The following is a 17,855-nucleotide window of genomic DNA, read 5'->3' as shown; positions in this document are numbered from 1 at the left end:
GGCGTGCGCCGGTCGCGCAGAAGACGGTCGGGGCACGTTGAGCTTACGGACGTGTTTCGATACTGTTTTCGATAGAACAGCCTCGATCTACTCATGGTGGCCGGCTGAGTGCACCGGCTTGCGCGGCATCCGGGCGACCGCGCGAGTGACGGAAGGCCACCGTGCTGGGCGGTAGTCGGGGCCGGCTTCCCATCAGCACGGCTTCGTCGAAAGGCTCATGCCATGAACAACGCGTTCGCCCGCGCCAGCGGGCGTCCGGCGACCCGACTGCGATCACGCTCCGCGCTGATCTCGGCCGTGGTCGGTGTCTCTCTCGCCGCCGCCAGCGTGGTGGTGACGGCCTCCAGCGCAAGCGCGGCGACCACTCTGGGTGCCGCCGCAGCGGAAAGCGGCCGGTACTTCGGGGCCGCGATCGCGGCGCACAAGCTGAGCGACTCCACCTACGTGGGCATCCTCAACCGCGAATTCAACTCGGTCACCGCCGAGAACGAGATGAAGATCAACGCACTCGAGCCGCAGCAGGGCGTCTTCACCTACGGCACCGCGGACCGGATCGTCAACCACGCCCTCTCCCGGGGTTGGAAGGTTCGGGGCCACACTCTGGCCTGGCACTCGCAGCAGCCCTCCTGGATGGAGCGGATGGAGGGGCAAGCGCTGCGCTCGGCCATGCTCAACCACGTCACCCAGGTCGCCACCTACTACCGGGGCAAGATCGACTCGTGGGACGTGGTGAACGAGGCCTTCGACGACGGCAACAACGGAGCCCGGCGCAACTCGAACCTCCAGCGCACCGGTGACGACTGGATCGAGGCGGCGTTCCGCGCTGCGCGGGCCGCCGACCCGGGCGCCAAGCTGTGCTACAACGACTACAACACCGACAACTGGACCTGGGCCAAGACCCAGGCCGTCTACCGGATGGTGCGCGACTTCAAGCAGCGGGGCGTGCCGATCGACTGCGTCGGGTTCCAGTCGCACTTCAACGCGCAGTCGGCGTACAACAGCAACTACCGCACCACGCTTTCCAGCTTCGCCGCCCTCGGGGTGGACGTGCAGATCACCGAGCTGGACATCGAGGGCTCCGGCACCCAGCAGGCCGACACGTACCGCCGGGTGGTCCAGGACTGCCTCGCGGTGCCGCGCTGCAACGGCATCACCGTGTGGGGCATCCGGGACAGCGACTCCTGGCGCTCCTACGGCACCCCGCTGCTCTTCGACAACAACGGCAACAAGAAGCAGGCGTACAACGCCACCCTGGAGGCGTTGAACGCGGGCGGCACCAACCCGCCGCCGCCCACCACCACGGCGCCCCCGCCGCCGACCACCACCGCGCCCCGCCGCCCACCACCACCCCGCCCCCGCCGCCGACGACGACTCCGCCGCCCGGCGGCAACGGCTGCACCGCCACCGTCTCGCTGAACCAGTGGAACGGCGGCTACGTCGCCACAATCCGGGTCACCGCCGGCTCCGCCAACCTCAACGGCTGGTCGGTGGGCCTGGCGCTGCCCGGTGGCAGCAGTGTCACCAACACCTGGAATGCCCAGGCGTCCGGTAACAGCGGCAACGTCACCTTCCGCAACGTCAGCTACAACGGCACCGTCAACGCTGGAACCACCACCGAGTTCGGCTTCCAGGGCACCGGCACCGGTCCCTCCGCCACCCCCACCTGCTCCGGCAGCTAAGTGAAAGGAAGGGCCCCTTCCTAACGCCTCGTGCATAGGAAGGGGCCCTTCTTAACGCCTCAGCCCCACTGGCCCGCGCCGGCACCCGGATCGATCGCCTGACCGCCATGGCGGCCAACGGTGCGCTGCCCGCCGTGCCAAGATGCCTGGTGCGCAACGAGCAACGGCTACGAACACGGACGCCGGAATCCCGAGCCTTCGCGGAGCGCGTACAGCTCGTCATGAACCTGACCGCGCGCCTCAACGCGTTGCCGTTTGACGACCTTGACGCGCGCAGAACGGTGCTCGCCGAGATCTTCGGTGGCCCCATCCCCGGCTCGCTCTCCATCCTGCCGCCGTTCTACTGCGACTATGGGCTCGGAACGTCGTTCGGCGAGCGGGTCTTCATCAACCAGGGATGCTTTCTCCTCGACTACGGCGGCATCACCATCGGGGATCGCGTCCTGATTGGTCCCCGAGTGACTCTGAGCACGGCCGGGCACCCCGTCGAGCTCAACGAGCGGTACGACTTCATCACGCACGCGCCCATCGTCATCGAGGATGACGTGTGGATCGGCGCCGCAGCCACGGTCACCCCCGGAGTGACAATCGGTCGGGGCTCGGTCGTCGGCGCGGGCGCCGTTGTCGCGAAGGATGTGCCGCCGCTAAGCCTGGTCACACCAACAAGCGCCGTCCAGCGCAGGCACCTTCTACCCCGTTGATCATGAGGTTGGCGGCAGTTTGAAGATCAACTAGTGCCGCTAACCTCATGATCAACAGGGAGGGGAGGGTGGGGGAGGGGAGGGGAGGGGTGGGGGGTGGGGTTAGCAGCGGGTTATGGTGGCGTTGTTTAGGGTGATGTTGCTGATGGTCAGGTTGGTGGTGCAGGGGTTCTCCAGGATCCGGTTGTTGACCAGCGTGAAGTTGCGCAGGGTCAGATCCCGGTTGCCGGGGAACTCGGTGCGGGCGGCCAGCCGCACCTCACCGCCGCCGCTGATCGTGCCGCCACCCGCGGCGATGTCCACGCCGTAGCAGTTCTCCAGCAGGATCGCGTTGTTGCCGGTGTTGGCGATGTCCACCCGGTTGACCGCGAGCCCGCCGGACTCCGAGACGCAGAAGATGCCCCGGCCACCGCCGCGCGCCCGTACGGTGCCGACCCGGATGTTGGTCGGGTAGCCGGAGCCGATCCGGCCGGCCCGGTTGGCGATCCGGAAGGCGGCGTACCCGGTGCCGCTGCCGGCGTTCTCGGCGTCGACAGTGGTCACCGTGGCGTTGATGGTCTGGTTGAGCAGCAGCCCCGACTCACCGACGTTGCGGGCGGTGACGGTGCCGACGGTCAACCCGTCCACCCCGTACGTCTCCACCGCGTGCGAACTGGCGCCGGAGACGTACACGTTGTCGATGCGTACGTTGCGGGTCCACTGACTGGTGTCACCCCGGTTGTCGATGCGTACGCCCAGTCCGCCGGAGAGCCGCATGTCGATCTGACCGAGCACCACGTCGGTGACGTTGCGCAGGAAGATGCCGTACAACGGGGAACCGGTGACGGTGAGGTGCTGCACCTCGACCTGGGTGGTGCCGCGGGAGTAGATAGGTGCCTGGTCGCCGCTGCCGGAGCCGGTCACGTTTATCGTGCCGCACACGTCGATCGTGGTGTAGCTGGGCAGTGAGATCCGGGATCCGGCGCTGATCGAGCCGGAGCCGCGTACCACGACCCGCTGCTTGCTGGTGCGCCCGGCGCTGAGGCTGTTCACCGCCGCCTGCACGGCCGCCCGCATGTCGCCGCCGGTGTAGACCGTGCTGCCGCCGTTGCGGGCGGTCCACGTGCCGCCGCTGAGCACAGCCTCGGCCTGGAAGGCGCCGCTGCCGCAGCCGGTGCCGCCGTTGCCGCCGCCGAGGGCGATCAGCTGCCACTGCTGGTTGGCGCCGTTGACGTCCTGGTACTGGGAGATCATGCCACCGTCGGCGGTGGACCAACCCCAGACGTCCAGCGCCTTGTTCGAGTGCCGGTTGATGAAGCGGACGTGGCCGGCATCGGAGTCCGCCAGCCGGAAGTGCTGGCGGTTGTTGCCGCTGGCCGAGGCGTTCTGCACCAGTTGTACGCCGTCGGTGGCGTTTGGCAGTTCGAGGACCTTGCCACTGTGCACCGAGCGGATCTGGTAGTAGCCGCCGCCGACGTCGACGAAGCGCCACTGCTGCACCGCGGCGTCGTTGCGGGCGTACTGGTTGATCGGGGCGTTGTCGGCGGTGGACCAGTTCCACACGTCCATCGCCTTGCCACTGTGTCGGTTGACGATCACGTATGTGGCGTTGGGGTCGACGGTGGCGGCCAGCGCGCTTGGCGCGGCGACCGCCGTGGCGGCGCCGAGCATGGCCAGCGTGCCGGCGACGGCCAGCCAGCGGCGTGGTCGTCGGGTCCTTGTCCGGAACAGCATGCGGGTTCCTCCGGTACGGGTCGGTGGTGGCGCGCCTGCCCGCTGGAGACCGGGACGGGGCAAGCGCTTTCCAGCCAAATATATAGAGCAGCGCGGATTTGTGGTTCCGGGGGTCAGCCGATCGAGCAGGGGTTTCCGTTCAGGGTGAACGAGGTCGGGCTGGCGGTGTTGCCGCTGTGGTTGGCCTGGAAGCCGATGGTGGTCGAGGCGTTCGGGGCGATGGTGCCGTTGTAGGAGACGTTGCGTGCGGTCACCGCGCCGGAGGTCGGCGAGTACGTCGCGTTCCAGCCGTTGGTGATGCTCTGCCCGCCGGGCAGGGTGAACGCCAGGCTCCAGCCGTTCACGCTGGTGGGGCCGGTGTTGGTGATGGTCACCGAGGCGGTCAGCCCGGTGTTCCAGGCGTTGACCGTGTAACCGACCCGGCATCCGGTGCCCGGTGGCAGGGTCGGGCTCGGCGGCGGAGTGCTGGTCGGGGTCACCGTCGGCGACGGGGTGGGGCCCGGTGACGACGTCGGGCTCGGTGACGGGGTGGGGCTCGACGTCGGGGTCGGCGACGACGTCGGCGTCGGGGAGTTGAGGCCGAAGAAGCGGACGGCCTGGGCGGCGTCGACCGGCAGGTTGTGCGTCACGCCCTGCATGCTGATCGCCTCGACCGGAGCGTTGCCTCCGGAACTGCCGTAGCGGGTGCGGGTGTAGCCCGACTGCGGGCTGTCGGTGAAGGTCGGCGTCTGGCTCAGCCCGTGCAGGTTGGTCCACTGCTTGACCTGCTCGCCGAAGTTCGGGTAGCGCAGGGTGTCGTCGTTGGTGCCGTGCCAGATCTGCATCCGCGGTCGCGGGCCGGTGTAGCCCGGGTACGCGTTGCGCACCAGGTCACCCCACTGCTGCGGGGTGCGGATGACCTGCCCGTTGGCGCACTCGCTGTTCCATTCCGAACCGTTCGTGGTGGCGAAGCAACCGAACGGCACGCCGGCGAAGGCGGCACCGGCGGCGAACACGTCCGGATAGAGCCCGAGCAGGACGTTTGTCATCATCGCGCCCGAGGACGTTCCGGTGGCGAAGATCCGGGCCGGGTCGACGGGATAGCGCGCCCGCACGTAGTCCACCATCGACATGATGCCCACCGGGTCGCTGCCGCCGCCCCGGCGCAGGGCCTGCGGCGAGGAGACGTCGAAGCAGCGGCTGCTGCGGGTCACCGACGGGTAGACCACGAGGTAGCCGTACTGGTCGGCAAGCGAGGCGAACTGGGTGCCGGTGTGCATCGCGGGTCCGCTGCCGGTGCAGTAGTGGACCACGACCAGTAGCCCGGGTCGGGGTGCGACCCGGTCCGGCACGTACAGGTGCATGCGCAGGTTGCTGGGGTTGGTGCCGAAGTTGGTCACCTCGGTAAGCGTCGCCGCCGACGCCGGACCCGGCACCGAGAGCGCGGCCAGCGCGGTCAGGGCGACGGCCGCCAGGGCGGCGCACCACAGTCTGATCGTCTTGCTCATGAAATGTCCTCCGGACGGAGTTGGACAGGGCGGTGTTCCGATCGAGGGCTGCCCGGCGCCCGATCTCGTCCGGCTCAGGAACATAGATGATTGTCAGTGTCGGCGGGGGCTCGCGGCAAGGCGTCAGCTGACCTTGGGACGCCGCCGGCCGCGCGGGGGCGTCGGGATCGACGTCCGTTGCCTATTCTCGGTCCATGCGGGATCGTCGGTTGGTGCTGCTGTGGGTCGCTTTCGCGGTGGCCGCCCTGGTCTCCGTCGCCCTGGTGCTGCGCCGCCCGGATCGCCTGTCCGACCTGCACATCTATCACGGTGCCCTGGTCGACCTGCGCGCCGGTCGCCCGCTCTACGAGTACGTGGCCGCCAACGGCGGGCCGTTCACCTACCCGCCGTTCGCGGCACTCGTGCTCTGGCCGATCACCACCGTGCCGCTCGGTGTGGTCGAGGCGGCCTGGATGGTGGCGACCTGCGCGGCCGTGGTCGCCCTCGCCGTACCCGTCGGTCGCGCGCTGGCCACCGGGCGCGCCGGCCGCCCGATGGCGGTGGCGGCGGTGGCCGTGGTGTTGATGCTCTCCGCACCGGTGCAGAGCAACCTGCGCTTCGGCCAGGTGAGCATCTTCCTCGTGCTCCTGGCGCTGCTCGACGGCATGGGTCGGCCGTCGCGGGTACGCGGGATGCTGATCGGGGTGGCGGCGGCGATCAAGCTCACCCCGCTGCTGTTCGTGGCCTACTTCCTGGTCTGCGGTCGGTACCGCGACGCCGCCCGCGCGGGCGCCACGTTCGTCGCGTGTGGCGCGCTCGCCCTCATCGTGCTGCCCACCGAGAGCCTGACCTACTGGGCGGGCACGGTGACCCAGACCTCCCGGATCGGCAACCTGGCGTCGCTGGGCAACCAGTCCGTGCACGGCATGCTGCTCCGCCTCGGCCTGCCCGATGCCGCGTTGCCACTGGTCTGGGCGGCGCTGGTGGCCGTCGTCTGTGCGGTGGCCCTGCTCCGGGCCCGGCAACTGGCCGGGCAGGGACGTACCGGGCAGGCGACGGTGCTCGTCGGCTGTGCCACCGTGGCCGCGTCCCCGGTCTCCTGGACGCATCACCAGGTCTGGCCGGTGCTTGCCGCGATGCTGCTGATCGGCGCCGCCGGGGTCACCCGGCGGGTGGCCGGTGCCGCGCTGCTGACCAGCATGCTGCTCTCCCTGGGAGTGGTGCTGGGGCCGGTCTCGATGCGACCCGGCGTGCAGTTCCTCTTCGAGAACGCCCGTACGCTCGGCGTCTGTCTGCTCTGCCTGGCCGGCTTCGGCACGGTCGCGGTCGTCGCCCGGCCGGCCCGCCGGGCCGCGCTGCGGCGGGCCTGGCTGCGGGTGGGCGTCGCCGCTGCCGGCGTCCTGGCGTTCTTCGCGGTGCAGCCGCTGCCCGCCGGGGCCGATCCCACCTTCAAGGCGTACGGTCCGGCGGAGCTGGTCAACCCGCGCTACTTCTTCGTCTGCCGGGGCCCGGCCGAGTGCGCCGACTTCGGCACCGCCGCTCCGGTCACCTTCGACACCCGCAGCGAGAAGACGAAGGTACGCGTCAACGGTGTGGTCTCCGAGCAGGTGGACCGGCTCGAATACCACTCCGCCCCCGGCGGCCCACCACGCGCCATCCCGCTGCTGGCGGCCTACCCGGGCGTCCGGACCTTCTCGTTCCGGTCGGCGACCATGATCCACGGGCGGTTGATCGCGTACGCCGCGGACGGGCGTCAACTTGCCAGCTACGACGACGAGTTGACCGCCGCCCTGGCCCGGCACGACTGAGCCGGCGCTACTGCTCGTCGTCGACGATCTCGGTCTCGCCGTCGTGGATGAACCGCGGCGGCAGGTGTTCGTCGGGCTGCGCCGCCTGAGCCAGGTTGTGGTGCGGGTCGCCGTCGGGGGAGAACAGCACGGGATCGGTCTTCGCGCTCTTCTCGCGGTCTTCCTCCGGCTCGGTCACCGACCCGCTCCTCACCTCGTGGCCACTGCTTCCCGACGCTACGGGGCGGGTCCGCCACCGCACTGCGGGCGGCCGTCGCGACCACCCGATCGGGTGCGCCGGCCGGGTCAGGGCCGCAGCAGTACCGGTCCGGCGTCGATCCGGGTGCGGAACAGCGCGTACGGCTTGCGGCGCAGGTCCCGGCCGCGGTTGAACGGTGGCTGCCGGTGCACCTGGTTGGCGATGACATACAGGTGCCGGTTGGTGGCCACACTCAACGTGTCCGGCCAGAGCAGTCGCGGGTCGTGCACGACCGTCTCGTACCCGCCGTCCGGGCGCCGACGCAGCACCGCGTTGTGCTCGTAGTTGGTGAGGTAGAGCCGGCCGGCGTCGTCGGACTCCAGCCCGTCGGCGCCACCGCCCTTGTCACCCTCGTCGACGACTGTCGCGGCGACCTCGTCCGGGTCGAGCGCCGGATCGGCAAGCGCGTCGGTGGCGACGCTGTACCAGCGCCGCGAGGCGAGGGCGCAGTAGTACAGGCGGGCGCCGTCGGCGGAGATGGCGATGCCGTCGGCACCGACGCCCACCGGCTGCGCCGGCCCGTCCGGCGGACGGACCAGGAACGGACGGCCCTCGACCACCGGCCGGAAGTCCGCGAGCGGTTCCGCCTTGGTGGACGGGTGGTCGTTCAGTCGGCGCCACGACGCCCCGGTCGCCAGGTCCACCACGATGATGGCGTTCGGGGCAGCGTCGGCGCTATCGGTGAGGTATGCCAGCCCGGCCTCGCCGCGCCGCAGGTCGAACCGCACATCGTTGAGGTACGACGTGGGCAGCACCACGTCGGGCGGGAAGGTGATCACCTGCTCGACGGTGTCGGTCGTGAGATTGATCCGGACCAGTTTCGGACCACCGGGCGTGGTGGGCGCGAACAACGGGCTGCCGGTGTCGAGCGCCCAGAGCCGGTCGGCGGGGTCGACCACGACACTCTGCACCGACACGAAAGCCGACGGGTCGTCGTTGCCGGACGGCGTGTTCCAGCGCAGGTCGGGATAGGGAATCTCGCGCCCACGGCGCAACTCGACGACGGTCGCGGGCACCTCGTCACCCCACCGGGGGAAGTTGACGAAGATTCGTCCCCGGTGTGCGACGGTCACCCCGGTCGGCATCGGCCCACGGAACCGGTGGACGAGCTCCAGAGTGCCGACGGGTTCGTCGGTGGGTAGCCGGGTCCACATCTCCGCCACCTCCAGTCGCGTAACGTAATCGAATCAATCCCTTACGTCATATTCCTAGGTGAGCGGCGTGTTTGGCGTCGGCGGTCGGGCATCCGACCCAAGGACCAGGACATCAATTCGTCACTTAACCGTCATCTGCCCGCGCGGTCTCCGCCACCTGACCGGTGCAGGGTGGGGGACCGATCACTCGACGTTGGGAAGGAGCACGCCATGGCCGTCGCCTTGGACGATCACCTGGTCACTTTGACCTGTGACAGCTGCGGTGACACCGTCGCCGGTCCCCGCGTGCCGTCCGACGGCGAGGTGGCCTGGACCCTGCTCGCCGAGCACGGTTGGAGCGGCTCGCCGCTCGCCGCCGGACCACACCGGTGCGCCCACTGCGGGCCGGCCACCGGCGGCGTACCCGGCGGCATCCTCGGCATCGAGCACGTCGACGGCGTCACGGTGGTGACCGTCGCCGGTGATGTCGACCTCGACACCGGCGACACCCTGCGGCAGGCGCTCCGGCACGCCGCCGACATGGGCGGTCACGTGGTCGTCGACCTGGGTCGCACCGATCTGGTCGACTCCACCGCCCTCGGGTTGCTCGCCCGCGCCCATCGCCACGCCGCCGAGCGCGGCGCGCGGCTCTGCGTCGTGACGATCTCGCCGCTGATCCGGCAGGTCTTCCAGGCCACCCGCCTCGCCGAGGTCTTCTGCGTCGCCGGCAGCCGGGCCGAGGCGTTCGCCCTGCTGGAGAACCGGCCGCAGTAACCACCCGCGCCGCCGGAGGGGCCGCCAGCGGCGGCGCCAACGCGACGTCCCGCCATCTCAGCGGCAGGAGCCGGTCCGCCCGCGCCACCGGTGCCGGGCGGCGCGGGCGGACCGGAGGTCAGCGGCGACCGCGCCGGTGACCGGCCAGCCGCAGAGCGTTGCAGACATCGAGTACGCCCTCGACGTCCCAGGCCAGCTCACCGGCGGCGCGCCGGGTCTCGGCCCCGGCCACCAGGCCGGTGAGGATCACGACCCGGTTCTGCACCATTACCGTGATCTGCTGCCGCCGGGTCGTCCAGTCGGCGCTGAGTCGTTGGGCGACCAGGGCGGCGAGACGGACGTCCTCGTCGTGCCCCTGCGGCTCGTCCCAGAGCGCTCGGAAGGAGTGGTCGTCGGGCATGGGCCAGGGCCACGGCATCACCACAGCGGTCTCCTTCGTCGTCGATGCCGGCGGCCAGACGCGCCGTCCCGATCGACCACCACCTTGCGCACCAACCTTGGAGTCGACCGCACGGTTGGATGACAGTTGGATGACAGATCGCGGCATCACCACGGCGAGTCGGCCGGTGGCGCAGCGTCATCGTCCCGGTCCGCCGCCGGCAGCCACAGCACGAAGGTGCTGCCCGCGCCCGGCACGGAGTGCACCGCGGCCTGCCCACCGTGGGACTCGACAATCTGCCGGACGATGGCCAGTCCCAGCCCGGTCCGTCGGTCGCCGGAGCCGCTCCGGCCACCCTCGCCCCGCCAGAACCGGTCGAAGACCCGCGCCTGGTCGGGCTCGGCGATGCCGGGCCCCTCGTCGACCACGGCCAGCCAGAGCCAGCCGCCCACCCGGCCGGTCGCCACCACGATGGCACCGCCCAGCGGGGAGAGGCGTACCGCGTTGGAGAGCAGGTTCGCCGCGGCGCGGCGCAGCCCGTCCGGATCGCCGACGAGCGTGAGGTCGGTGCCGAGCGCGTACCGCAGGCGCAGCCCGCGCCCGGCGGCCAGCGGCGTGAAGTCCTCGCCCGCCTCCCGGGCGACGACACTCAGATCGACGTCGGTGTCGGCCATCGAGTCGGCGTCCCGCCGGGCGGTGGCCAGCAGGTCCTCGACCAGCCGGGACATCCGGGTGGTGGCCCGGTCGACGGTCGCCACGGCGGCGGCGCGCTCCGCCTCGGTGGCCTCCGGTGCGGTGAGGGACGCGTCCAGGTTGGCCCGGATGATCGCCAGCGGGCTGCGCAGCTCGTGCGAGGCGTCGTCGATGAGCTGCCGCTGGGCGCGGAACGCCTGGTCCAGGCGGTCCAGCATCGAGTCGATGGTGTCGCCGAGGTCGCGTAGTTCGTCGCGGGGACCGGCGAGCCGGATCCGGCGGGACAGGTCGGTGGCCTGGATGTCCCGGGCGGTCCGGGCGATCGCGCCCACCGGCCGCAACGCCCGGCCGGAGAGCACCCAGCCGATGCCGAGACTGGCCACGAAGAGCCCGCCCAGGGCGATCAACGAATAGTCCCGGACCGTCTCCAGCAGCCGCAGGTTCACCTCGTCCTCGATCTGCTGCACCTCGGCCACCTCCAGAGTGGTGCCGGTCGGCACGGTACGACCGTCGGCCTTGAGCTTGACCAGATGCGCCTGGTAACGCTCGGTGATCGGCTTCGGGTCGACCGCCCGGTCCACTGCCAGGTACGCCACCAGCAGACCCGCGCCGGCAAGCGCGAACAGCAGTGTCGAGTAGAGCACCGTCAGGCGGAACCGGATCGACCGGAAGATCGTCACGCGGCCACCTCCCGGAGGCGGTAACCCCGGCCGATCACCGTCTCGATCGGGGCCTGGTCGTCATCGTCGGCGGTGAGCTTGCGCCGCAGCGTGCCGACGGTGACCCGGACGGTCTCGGTGAACGGGTCGGCGTTGGCGTCCCAGACGTGCTCCAGCAACTCCTCCGCCGGCACCACCAGCCCGGGGCGGGTCATCAGGTACTCCAGCACCCCGAACTCCTTGCGGGTCAGGTGCAGCCGGCGGGTACCCCGCCGGGCCTCGTGCCGGGCCGTGTCCAGGGTCAGCGCACCGACCGAGAGCACCGCCGACGTGCCGCCGGTGTCCCGGCGCAGCAGTGCCCGTACCCGGGCCAGCAGTTCGGCCAGGGCGAACGGCTTGACCAGGTAGTCGTCCGCGCCCTCATCCAGGCCCCGGACCCGGTCACCCAGCGCGCCCCGGGCGGTGAGCATCAGCACCCGCAGCTCCGGCCCGCCGGCCACCGCCACCTCGCCGCGGCGGACCGCCCGGCACAGCGCGAAGCCGTCCACGTCCGGCAGGTTGATGTCCAGCAGCATCAGATCGTACGCGTTGACCTGCAACAACTCGTACGCCTCCGCCGCGTCGGCCGCGACGTCGACGGCGTAGCCGGCCCGGGTCAGCCCGACGCGCAGCGCGCCGGCCAGATCCTCCTCGTCCTCCACCACGAGTAGCCGCATGTCCGCCTCATCCCCTCGCGATCAGCCGCTGCGCCACCTGTGCCGCCCGGTCGATCGGGATGGCGAAGCCGATACCGATGTTGCCACCGCCCTCCAGGGTGGCGATGGCGGTGTTCACGCCGACCACCTCACCCTGGCCGTTGACCAGCGGGCCGCCCGAGTTGCCGGGGTTGATCGACGCGTCGGTCTGCACCGCCGGCTGCCGGGCACCACCACCGAGACGTACCGGCCGGTCCAGGGCGCTGACGATCCCGGCGGTCACCGTGCCCGACAGGCCCAGCGGCGAACCGACGGCGAGCACCGGTTCACCGACCCGGGGCTGACCGCTCGCCGCCAACGGCAGCGGACGCAGTCCGTTGCCCGGATCGACGCGCAGCACAGCGATGTCCGTACCCGGGTCACGGCCGATCAACCGTGCGGTGAGCCGCCGACCGTCCTGGCCGATCACGTTGATCGTGCCGCCCCGCGCCACCACGTGGTTGTTGGTGACCACGTGCCCCCGGTCGTCGATCAGGAACCCGGACCCGGAGGCCCCCCGACCGCTGCCGGAGACCTGCACCGAGACCACCCCGGCCAGGACCCGGTCGGCGGCGGCGACCAGGTCACCGGCGGCTCCCGGCGGTACGACGGCCGGCGGTGCCCCGGCGACCGCCTCCGGTGGGTCGTCGCGGGCGGCGAGGTGACCGGCGACGCCGCCGGTCCCCGCCGACACCGCCACCAGGGTCAACCCGGTCAACAGCAGCCGGGGCCAGCGTGCCGGGCCGGGGGAGTCCGGCGGTTGTGCCGCCGGCCCGCCTGGCACGTCGTCGGGCCCGGCGATCCCATCAGGTCCGCCGTACGGGTCGGCTGGGCCGCCCTCGGGCGTCAGGGCGGGTGAGACGAACCGCGGCCCGCGCGGCTCGCCGAGGCCCGCAATCGTGCTCGGCATGGCGATGTCCCTCCTAGGTGGACGTCCGGCGGCCTGGTCGCAGCGGCCGGGGGAGCAGCCGTCAGGGCAGGCGGGAGAACCAGAGCATCGACGCACCGGCGGCCAGCAGGGCGAACACCAGGCCGGCGCCGATGAACCGGGCCGAGACGTCCTGCCGCTCCAACCGGTAGCCGACCGAGGAACCGATGTCGGCGTACGCCGCGCGCAGCTCGTCGCTGCTGCCGGCCTCGTAGTAGCCGCCGCCCGCCTGCTCGGCGACAGTACGCAGGGTCTCCCCGTCGACCGGGACCGGCTGGGCCCCGCCGATGCGGCCGTCGGCCGTACCGAAGGAGATGGTGTCGACCGGGACGCCGGCCGCCACCGCGTCGGCGGCGGCCGACACCGGGTCGCGCCCGGAGGTGTTCGCCCCGTCGGAGAGCACCACCACCCGGGCCGGCGGCGGTTCCTCCACGGCCTGGGCGTCCAGGCTGCGGATCGACTCCAGCGACGAATGGATGGCCTCGCCGATCGCCGTGCCCTGGAGACTGGTGATGCCCTCGTCGAGCCGGTCGATGCCGGCGGCGACCGACTCCCGGTCGCCGCCGGGAGCCACCAGCACGGACGCGTTGCCGGCGAACGCCACCAGCCCGACGTTGAACTCCTGCGGCAGGTCCGCGACGAACTCCTGGGCGGCGTCCTTGGCCGCGATCAGCCGGTCCGGCGGCACGTCGTCGGCGAGCATGGAGCGGGACACGTCGACCGCCACGATCACGGTGGCCCGTTCCCGGGGCACCCGCACGTCGTCGGTCGGGCGGGCGAAGCCCACCACCAGCAGCGCCAGCATGGCGATGAAGAGCCCGGCCGGCACGTGCCGCCGCCACGCCGGGCGGGCCGGTGCCACCTTGTCCAGCAACCGCAGGTTGGTGAAACGGACCGCGTACCGGCTGTGTCGTCGTTGCCTCAGCAGGTAGCCGACGGTCAGGGCGGCCACCCCGACCAGCAGCCACAATCGTTCCGGCGACGCCCAACTCATGCGGCACCTCCGTTGGCGGGTCGGGGCGTGCGGGACAGGCGGCGTTGGGCGTGCACGTGCCGGATGATGTCGCCGATCCAGTCCCGGTCGGTGCTCAGCGGCAGGTGGGCGGCGCCGGCCCGGCGCAGCGCCCGGGCCACCGTCAGCCGCTGGGCGGCAGCCGCCGCCGCGTACCGTTCGCGCAGCCGGCGACTGCCGGTGGACACCTCACGGCGGCGTCCGCTCTCCGGGTCCACAAGCGTGATCAGGCCGACGTCGGGCAGTTCCCACTCGCGCGGGTCGCGGACCTCCACGGCGAGCACCTGGTGCCGGGCGGCCAACCGGCGCAACGGCCGCTCCCAGTCCGGCGGCGCGGCGCCGATCCCCTCGTCGGGCAGGCCGTCGAGGAAGTCGGAGACCACCACCGCGAGGCCCCGCCGGCTGGCCGACCGGCGCAGCCCGTCGATCGCGTCGGCAAGCGACACCGGCTGGCTGGCCGGCCGGCCCCGAGGCACCGCCAGCAACGTACGCAGCAGGCTGAGCAGGTGGTAGCGGCCGGTGCGGGCGGGGAAGCGGCGTACCCCGGCCGCGCCGAGCACATGCGCGCCGAGCCGGTTGCCGGCACCGGCGGTGAGGAAGCCGACCGCGGCCACCGCGGCCACCGCCAGCTCCCGCTTCTCCAGCTCCGCGGTGCCGAAGTCCATGCTCGGCGTCGCGTCCACAAGCGTCCAGGTGGTCAACTCCCGATCGGCGTCGACGGTACGCACGTGCGGCACCGCGGTCCGCGCCGTCACCGACCAGTCCATTCGCCGTACCTCGTCCTCGCCGGGGCGGTACTCGCGGCTGCCGGCCGGCTCGCTGCCCGGCCCCGGCAGCAGGCCCAGATGCTGCCCGTGCAGCAGGCCGTCGAGCCGGCGGCTGATCGTCAGTTCCAGCCGACGCAACCGGCGCTGCGGCGCCAACTGTCCGAGCCGGGTCGAGTCGGAGTTCATGCCGCCGCCCCCAGACCCGGACCCTGGTCCTGCTGGGCGGGGGCGATCTGCGGCGGTGGCACGGCCTCGACGACGCGCCGCACCAGTTCGGTCGGGTCGACGTCGTCGGCGACCGCGTCGAAGGAGAGCACCAGCCGGTGCGCGAGCACGTCGGTGGCGATCTCCCGCACGTCGACGGGCAGCACGTAGTCGCGTCCGCGCAGCAGGGCCAGCGCCCGGGCGGCGGCGACCAGGCCGAGGGTGGCGCGCGGACTGGCACCGTACGCCAGGTGCGCGGCCACGTCGGCCAGCCCGAACCGCTGCGGATCCCGGGTGGCCAGCACCAGCCGGACCACGTACTCGGCCAGGGCGTGGTGGACGAACACCGCGCGGGCCCGCGCCTGCAAGGCCACCAGGCGGCCCGGATCCAGCACCGGCCGGGCGGCCGGAACGCTGGTGCCCATCCGGTAGAGGATGCCCAGCTCCTCGTCGTCGGTGGGATAGTCCACCACGACCTTCATCAGGAACCGGTCCCGCTGCGCCTCGGGCAGCTGGTAGACCCCTTCGGACTCGATCGGGTTCTGGGTGGCCAGCACCAGGAACGGGGTCGGCATCGGGTACGTCCGGCCGCCGAGGGAGACGTGACCCTCGGCCATCACCTCAAGCAACGCCGACTGCACCTTTGCCGGTGCCCGGTTGATCTCGTCGGCGAGGACCAGGTTGGCCATCACCGGTCCCAGCTCGACGTCGAAGCTCTCCTTCGACGCCCGGTAGATCCGGGTACCCAGAATGTCCGAGGGCACCAGGTCGGGGGTGAACTGGATCCGGGCGAAGCTGCCGCCCACCGCGGTGGCCAGGGTTTCCGCCGCGAGGGTCTTGGCGACCCCGGGCACCCCCTCCAGCAGGCAGTGCCCTCGGGCCAGTAACGCGGTAAGCAGTCGTTCCACCAACCGGTCCTGCCCGACGATGACCCGCTTCACCTCGAACAGGGTCTGTTCCAGCAGCCTGGTGTCCTCGGCGCGTTCGCCGATGACGTGGAATTCGCGGATGTCGGTCGTCGTCACGCACGTGCTCCTCGGTCGCGTCAGGGACGCGGTACCCGACCCAGGCCGGGCACCCGCTCGTGACCCATTGGGCCAGAGCGAACCGAAAAACAACCGAACGCCGAATCCCGTGACCAGCGCCACGGTCGCAGCCGGGCTACGGTCGAGATCGAGTCAGGCGGCGAACGGGCCGCGCACCGTGCCGTGCCGCCCTCGCCGGAGTTGACCAGGAGGTTGCGGACCGGCGCGCCGTGACCACAACCTCCTGGTCGACTTCCTAGTCGCGGCGGCGCTGGGTGCGGTAGCGGGAGATCAGGGCGGCGGTGGAGGAGTCCAGGTTGGACAGGTCGGCCCGGTCCCCGGTGAGCAGGGGGGCAAGTTGGTTGGCCATCACCTTGCCGAGTTCCACACCCCACTGGTCGAAGGGGTTGATGTCCCAGATGACGCCCTCGGTGAGCACGATGTGTTCGTAGAGGGCGACAAGTTGGCCGAGGGTGCCGGGGGTGAGTTTCTCGGCCATGATCGTGGTGGTGGGGTGGTTGCCGGGCATGACCCGGTGCGGCACGAGATCCGCCGGGGTGCCCTCGGCGGCCACCTGCTCGGCGGTGCGACCGAAGGCCAGCGCTGCGGTCTGGGCGAGGAAGTTGGACATGAACAGGTCGTGCATCTCGCCGATGTCGTGATTCGGCGCGCTGAACCCGATGAAGTCCGCCGGCACCAGCCGGGTGCCCTGGTGCAGCAGTTGGTAGAAGGCGTGCTGACCGTTGGTGCCGGGTTCACCCCAGAAGATCTCCCCGGTGTCGTACGACACCGGCTGCCCGTCGGTACGCACCGACTTGCCGTTGCTCTCCATGGTCAGCTGTTGCAGGTACGCCGGGAAGCGGTGCAGGTACTGCGAGTACGGCAGCACCGCGTGGGTCTGCGCGCCGAGGAAGTTGGCGTACCAGACGTTGAGCAGCCCGAGCAGCACCGGCGCGTTACGGGCCGGTGGTGCGGTGCGGAAGTGCTCGTCGACGGCGTGGTAGCCGGCGAGCAGGTCGTCGAAGTGGGCCGGCCCGATGGCGAGCAGCACGGACAGGCCCACCGCCGAGGGCAGTGAGTACCGCCCGCCCACCCAGTCCCAGAAGCCGAACATGTTCGCCGGGTCGATGCCGAAGTCGCCCACCCGCTGCGCATTGGTGCTCACCGCGACGAAGTGCTTGGCCACCGCCTCCTCGCCGACGCCGAGCCCGGTCAGCAGCCAGCGCTTGGCCTGCTCGGCGTTGGCCAGGGTCTCCTGGGTGGAGAAGGTCTTCGACACCACCACGAACAGCGTGGTCGCCGGGTCGAGGTCGGCGGTGGTCTCGGCGATGTCGGTGGGGTCGATGTTCGACACGAAGCGGCAGCTGAGGCCGCCGTCGCGGTACGCCTTCAGCGCCTCGTACGCCATCACCGGCCCGAGGTCGGAGCCGCCGATGCCGATGTTGACCACGGTGCGGATCCGCTCGCCGGTGTGCCCACGCCACCGCCCGGAACGCACCTGCTCGGCGAACTCGGCCATCCGCTCCCGTACGCCGTGCACGTCGGCCACCACGTCCTGACCGTCCACGGTCAGCGTGGCCTCGCGCGGCAGCCGCAGCGCGGTGTGCAGCACGGCCCGGTCCTCGGTGCCGTTGATGTGCGCACCGGCGAACATCGCGGCGATCCGGTCGGTGAGCCCGACCCGCTCGGCCAGCGCGGTCAGCAGCCCGAGCGTCTCGTCGGTGACCAGGTTCTTGCTGTAGTCGATGTAGAGGTCGGCCACCTCGACGGTCAACCGTTCGCCGCGCTGGGGGTCGGCGGCGAACAGGTCCCGCAGATGCGTGGCGCGGATCTCGTCGGCGTGCTTGCGCAGGGCCTGCCACTCGTCGGTGGTGGTGACGTCCGCAGCCATCGGATCGATCGTCTCCTCGCAGGGTCGGCGCGTCGCCGGCGTCGTGGTGCA

The 17,855-nt window shown here is 71.3% G+C and carries 15 protein-coding genes and 1 pseudogene; 4 read left to right on the top strand and 12 right to left on the bottom strand.

What is annotated here, in order from left to right; translation table 11 throughout:
- The first annotated feature begins 222 nt into the window (after window positions 1-222).
- Together QQG74_RS19305 and QQG74_RS19300 are read left to right on the top strand one after the other, a co-directional pair.
- Window positions 223-1,679, top strand: a pseudogene (locus tag QQG74_RS19305) (endo-1,4-beta-xylanase).
- Window positions 1,680-1,786: 107 nt separating this feature from the next.
- Window positions 1,787-2,380, top strand: a complete 594-nt coding sequence (locus QQG74_RS19300) for a sugar O-acetyltransferase (RefSeq protein ID WP_341716160.1) — start codon at window positions 1,787-1,789, stop codon at window positions 2,378-2,380.
- A gap of 102 nt (window positions 2,381-2,482) precedes the next feature.
- Here the strand turns inward: QQG74_RS19300 and QQG74_RS19295 are convergent, their stop codons facing one another.
- Together QQG74_RS19295 and QQG74_RS19290 are read right to left on the bottom strand one after the other, a co-directional pair.
- On the bottom strand, window positions 2,483-4,093 hold the full coding sequence (locus QQG74_RS19295; protein ID WP_341716159.1) for an RICIN domain-containing protein: 1,611 nt from the start codon (window positions 4,091-4,093) through the stop codon (window positions 2,483-2,485).
- Window positions 4,094-4,206: 113 nt separating this feature from the next.
- On the bottom strand, window positions 4,207-5,580 hold the full coding sequence (locus QQG74_RS19290; protein WP_341716158.1) for a PHB depolymerase family esterase: 1,374 nt from the start codon (window positions 5,578-5,580) through the stop codon (window positions 4,207-4,209).
- 194 nt (window positions 5,581-5,774) lie between these two features.
- Here QQG74_RS19290 and QQG74_RS19285 point away from each other — a divergent pair, with 194 nt between their 5' ends.
- On the top strand, window positions 5,775-7,367 hold the full coding sequence (locus tag QQG74_RS19285) for a glycosyltransferase 87 family protein (protein ID WP_341716157.1): 1,593 nt from the start codon (window positions 5,775-5,777) through the stop codon (window positions 7,365-7,367).
- A 7-nt stretch (window positions 7,368-7,374) separates the two neighbouring features.
- Here the strand turns inward: QQG74_RS19285 and QQG74_RS19280 are convergent, their stop codons facing one another.
- Both QQG74_RS19280 and QQG74_RS19275 read right to left on the bottom strand, forming a co-directional pair.
- Window positions 7,375-7,545, bottom strand: a complete 171-nt coding sequence (locus QQG74_RS19280; protein WP_341716156.1) for a hypothetical protein — start codon at window positions 7,543-7,545, stop codon at window positions 7,375-7,377.
- A 107-nt stretch (window positions 7,546-7,652) separates the two neighbouring features.
- Window positions 7,653-8,759 carry an L-dopachrome tautomerase-related protein gene (locus QQG74_RS19275; protein ID WP_341721290.1) on the bottom strand — a complete coding sequence of 369 codons (1,107 nt, stop codon included), beginning with the start codon at window positions 8,757-8,759 and terminating at the stop codon, window positions 7,653-7,655.
- Between the two features lie 210 nt (window positions 8,760-8,969).
- Between QQG74_RS19275 and QQG74_RS19270 the strand changes: the two genes are divergently transcribed.
- A complete protein-coding gene (locus QQG74_RS19270; RefSeq protein WP_341716155.1) occupies window positions 8,970-9,512 on the top strand; it encodes an STAS domain-containing protein in 543 nt (180 codons plus the stop codon).
- Between the two features lie 118 nt (window positions 9,513-9,630).
- On the opposite strand, the gene QQG74_RS19265 is transcribed toward QQG74_RS19270, so the two are convergent.
- The 8 genes from QQG74_RS19265 to pgi form a co-directional block, all read right to left on the bottom strand.
- Window positions 9,631-9,930, bottom strand: coding sequence for a BON domain-containing protein (locus QQG74_RS19265; RefSeq protein WP_341721289.1), 300 nt, complete (start codon window positions 9,928-9,930; stop codon window positions 9,631-9,633).
- A gap of 128 nt (window positions 9,931-10,058) precedes the next feature.
- Window positions 10,059-11,264 (bottom strand): HAMP domain-containing sensor histidine kinase, encoded by a 1,206-nt coding sequence (locus QQG74_RS19260; RefSeq protein ID WP_341716154.1) that lies wholly within the window; start codon window positions 11,262-11,264, stop codon window positions 10,059-10,061.
- A complete protein-coding gene (locus QQG74_RS19255; protein ID WP_341716153.1) occupies window positions 11,261-11,959 on the bottom strand; it encodes a response regulator transcription factor in 699 nt (232 codons plus the stop codon). Before QQG74_RS19255 ends, QQG74_RS19260 begins: the two co-directional genes overlap by 4 nt.
- Before the next feature lie 7 nt (window positions 11,960-11,966).
- On the bottom strand, window positions 11,967-12,887 hold the full coding sequence (locus QQG74_RS19250) for a trypsin-like peptidase domain-containing protein (protein WP_341716152.1): 921 nt from the start codon (window positions 12,885-12,887) through the stop codon (window positions 11,967-11,969).
- 61 nt (window positions 12,888-12,948) lie between these two features.
- Window positions 12,949-13,899: a VWA domain-containing protein gene (locus tag QQG74_RS19245; RefSeq protein ID WP_341716151.1), complete on the bottom strand. Its 951-nt coding sequence runs from the start codon at window positions 13,897-13,899 to the stop codon at window positions 12,949-12,951.
- A complete protein-coding gene (locus QQG74_RS19240) occupies window positions 13,896-14,870 on the bottom strand; it encodes a DUF58 domain-containing protein (protein ID WP_341716150.1) in 975 nt (324 codons plus the stop codon). Before QQG74_RS19240 ends, QQG74_RS19245 begins: the two co-directional genes overlap by 4 nt.
- Window positions 14,867-15,898, bottom strand: coding sequence for an AAA family ATPase (locus QQG74_RS19235; protein WP_341721288.1), 1,032 nt, complete (start codon window positions 15,896-15,898; stop codon window positions 14,867-14,869). The genes QQG74_RS19240 and QQG74_RS19235 overlap by 4 nt, the downstream gene beginning before the upstream one ends.
- A gap of 271 nt (window positions 15,899-16,169) precedes the next feature.
- The gene (gene pgi / locus QQG74_RS19230; protein WP_341716149.1) at window positions 16,170-17,804 is read right to left on the bottom strand and encodes a glucose-6-phosphate isomerase; all 1,635 of its coding nucleotides are present in this window, start codon (window positions 17,802-17,804) and stop codon (window positions 16,170-16,172) included.
- Between the last annotated feature and the right edge of the window lie 51 nt (window positions 17,805-17,855).

Origin of the sequence: Micromonospora sp. FIMYZ51, from assembly GCF_038246755.1 — a bacterium.
GTDB lineage: Bacteria > Actinomycetota > Actinomycetes > Mycobacteriales > Micromonosporaceae > Micromonospora.
Note: the sequence above shows the minus strand (reverse complement) of the source record. Positions and strands in the feature narration are given on the sequence as shown.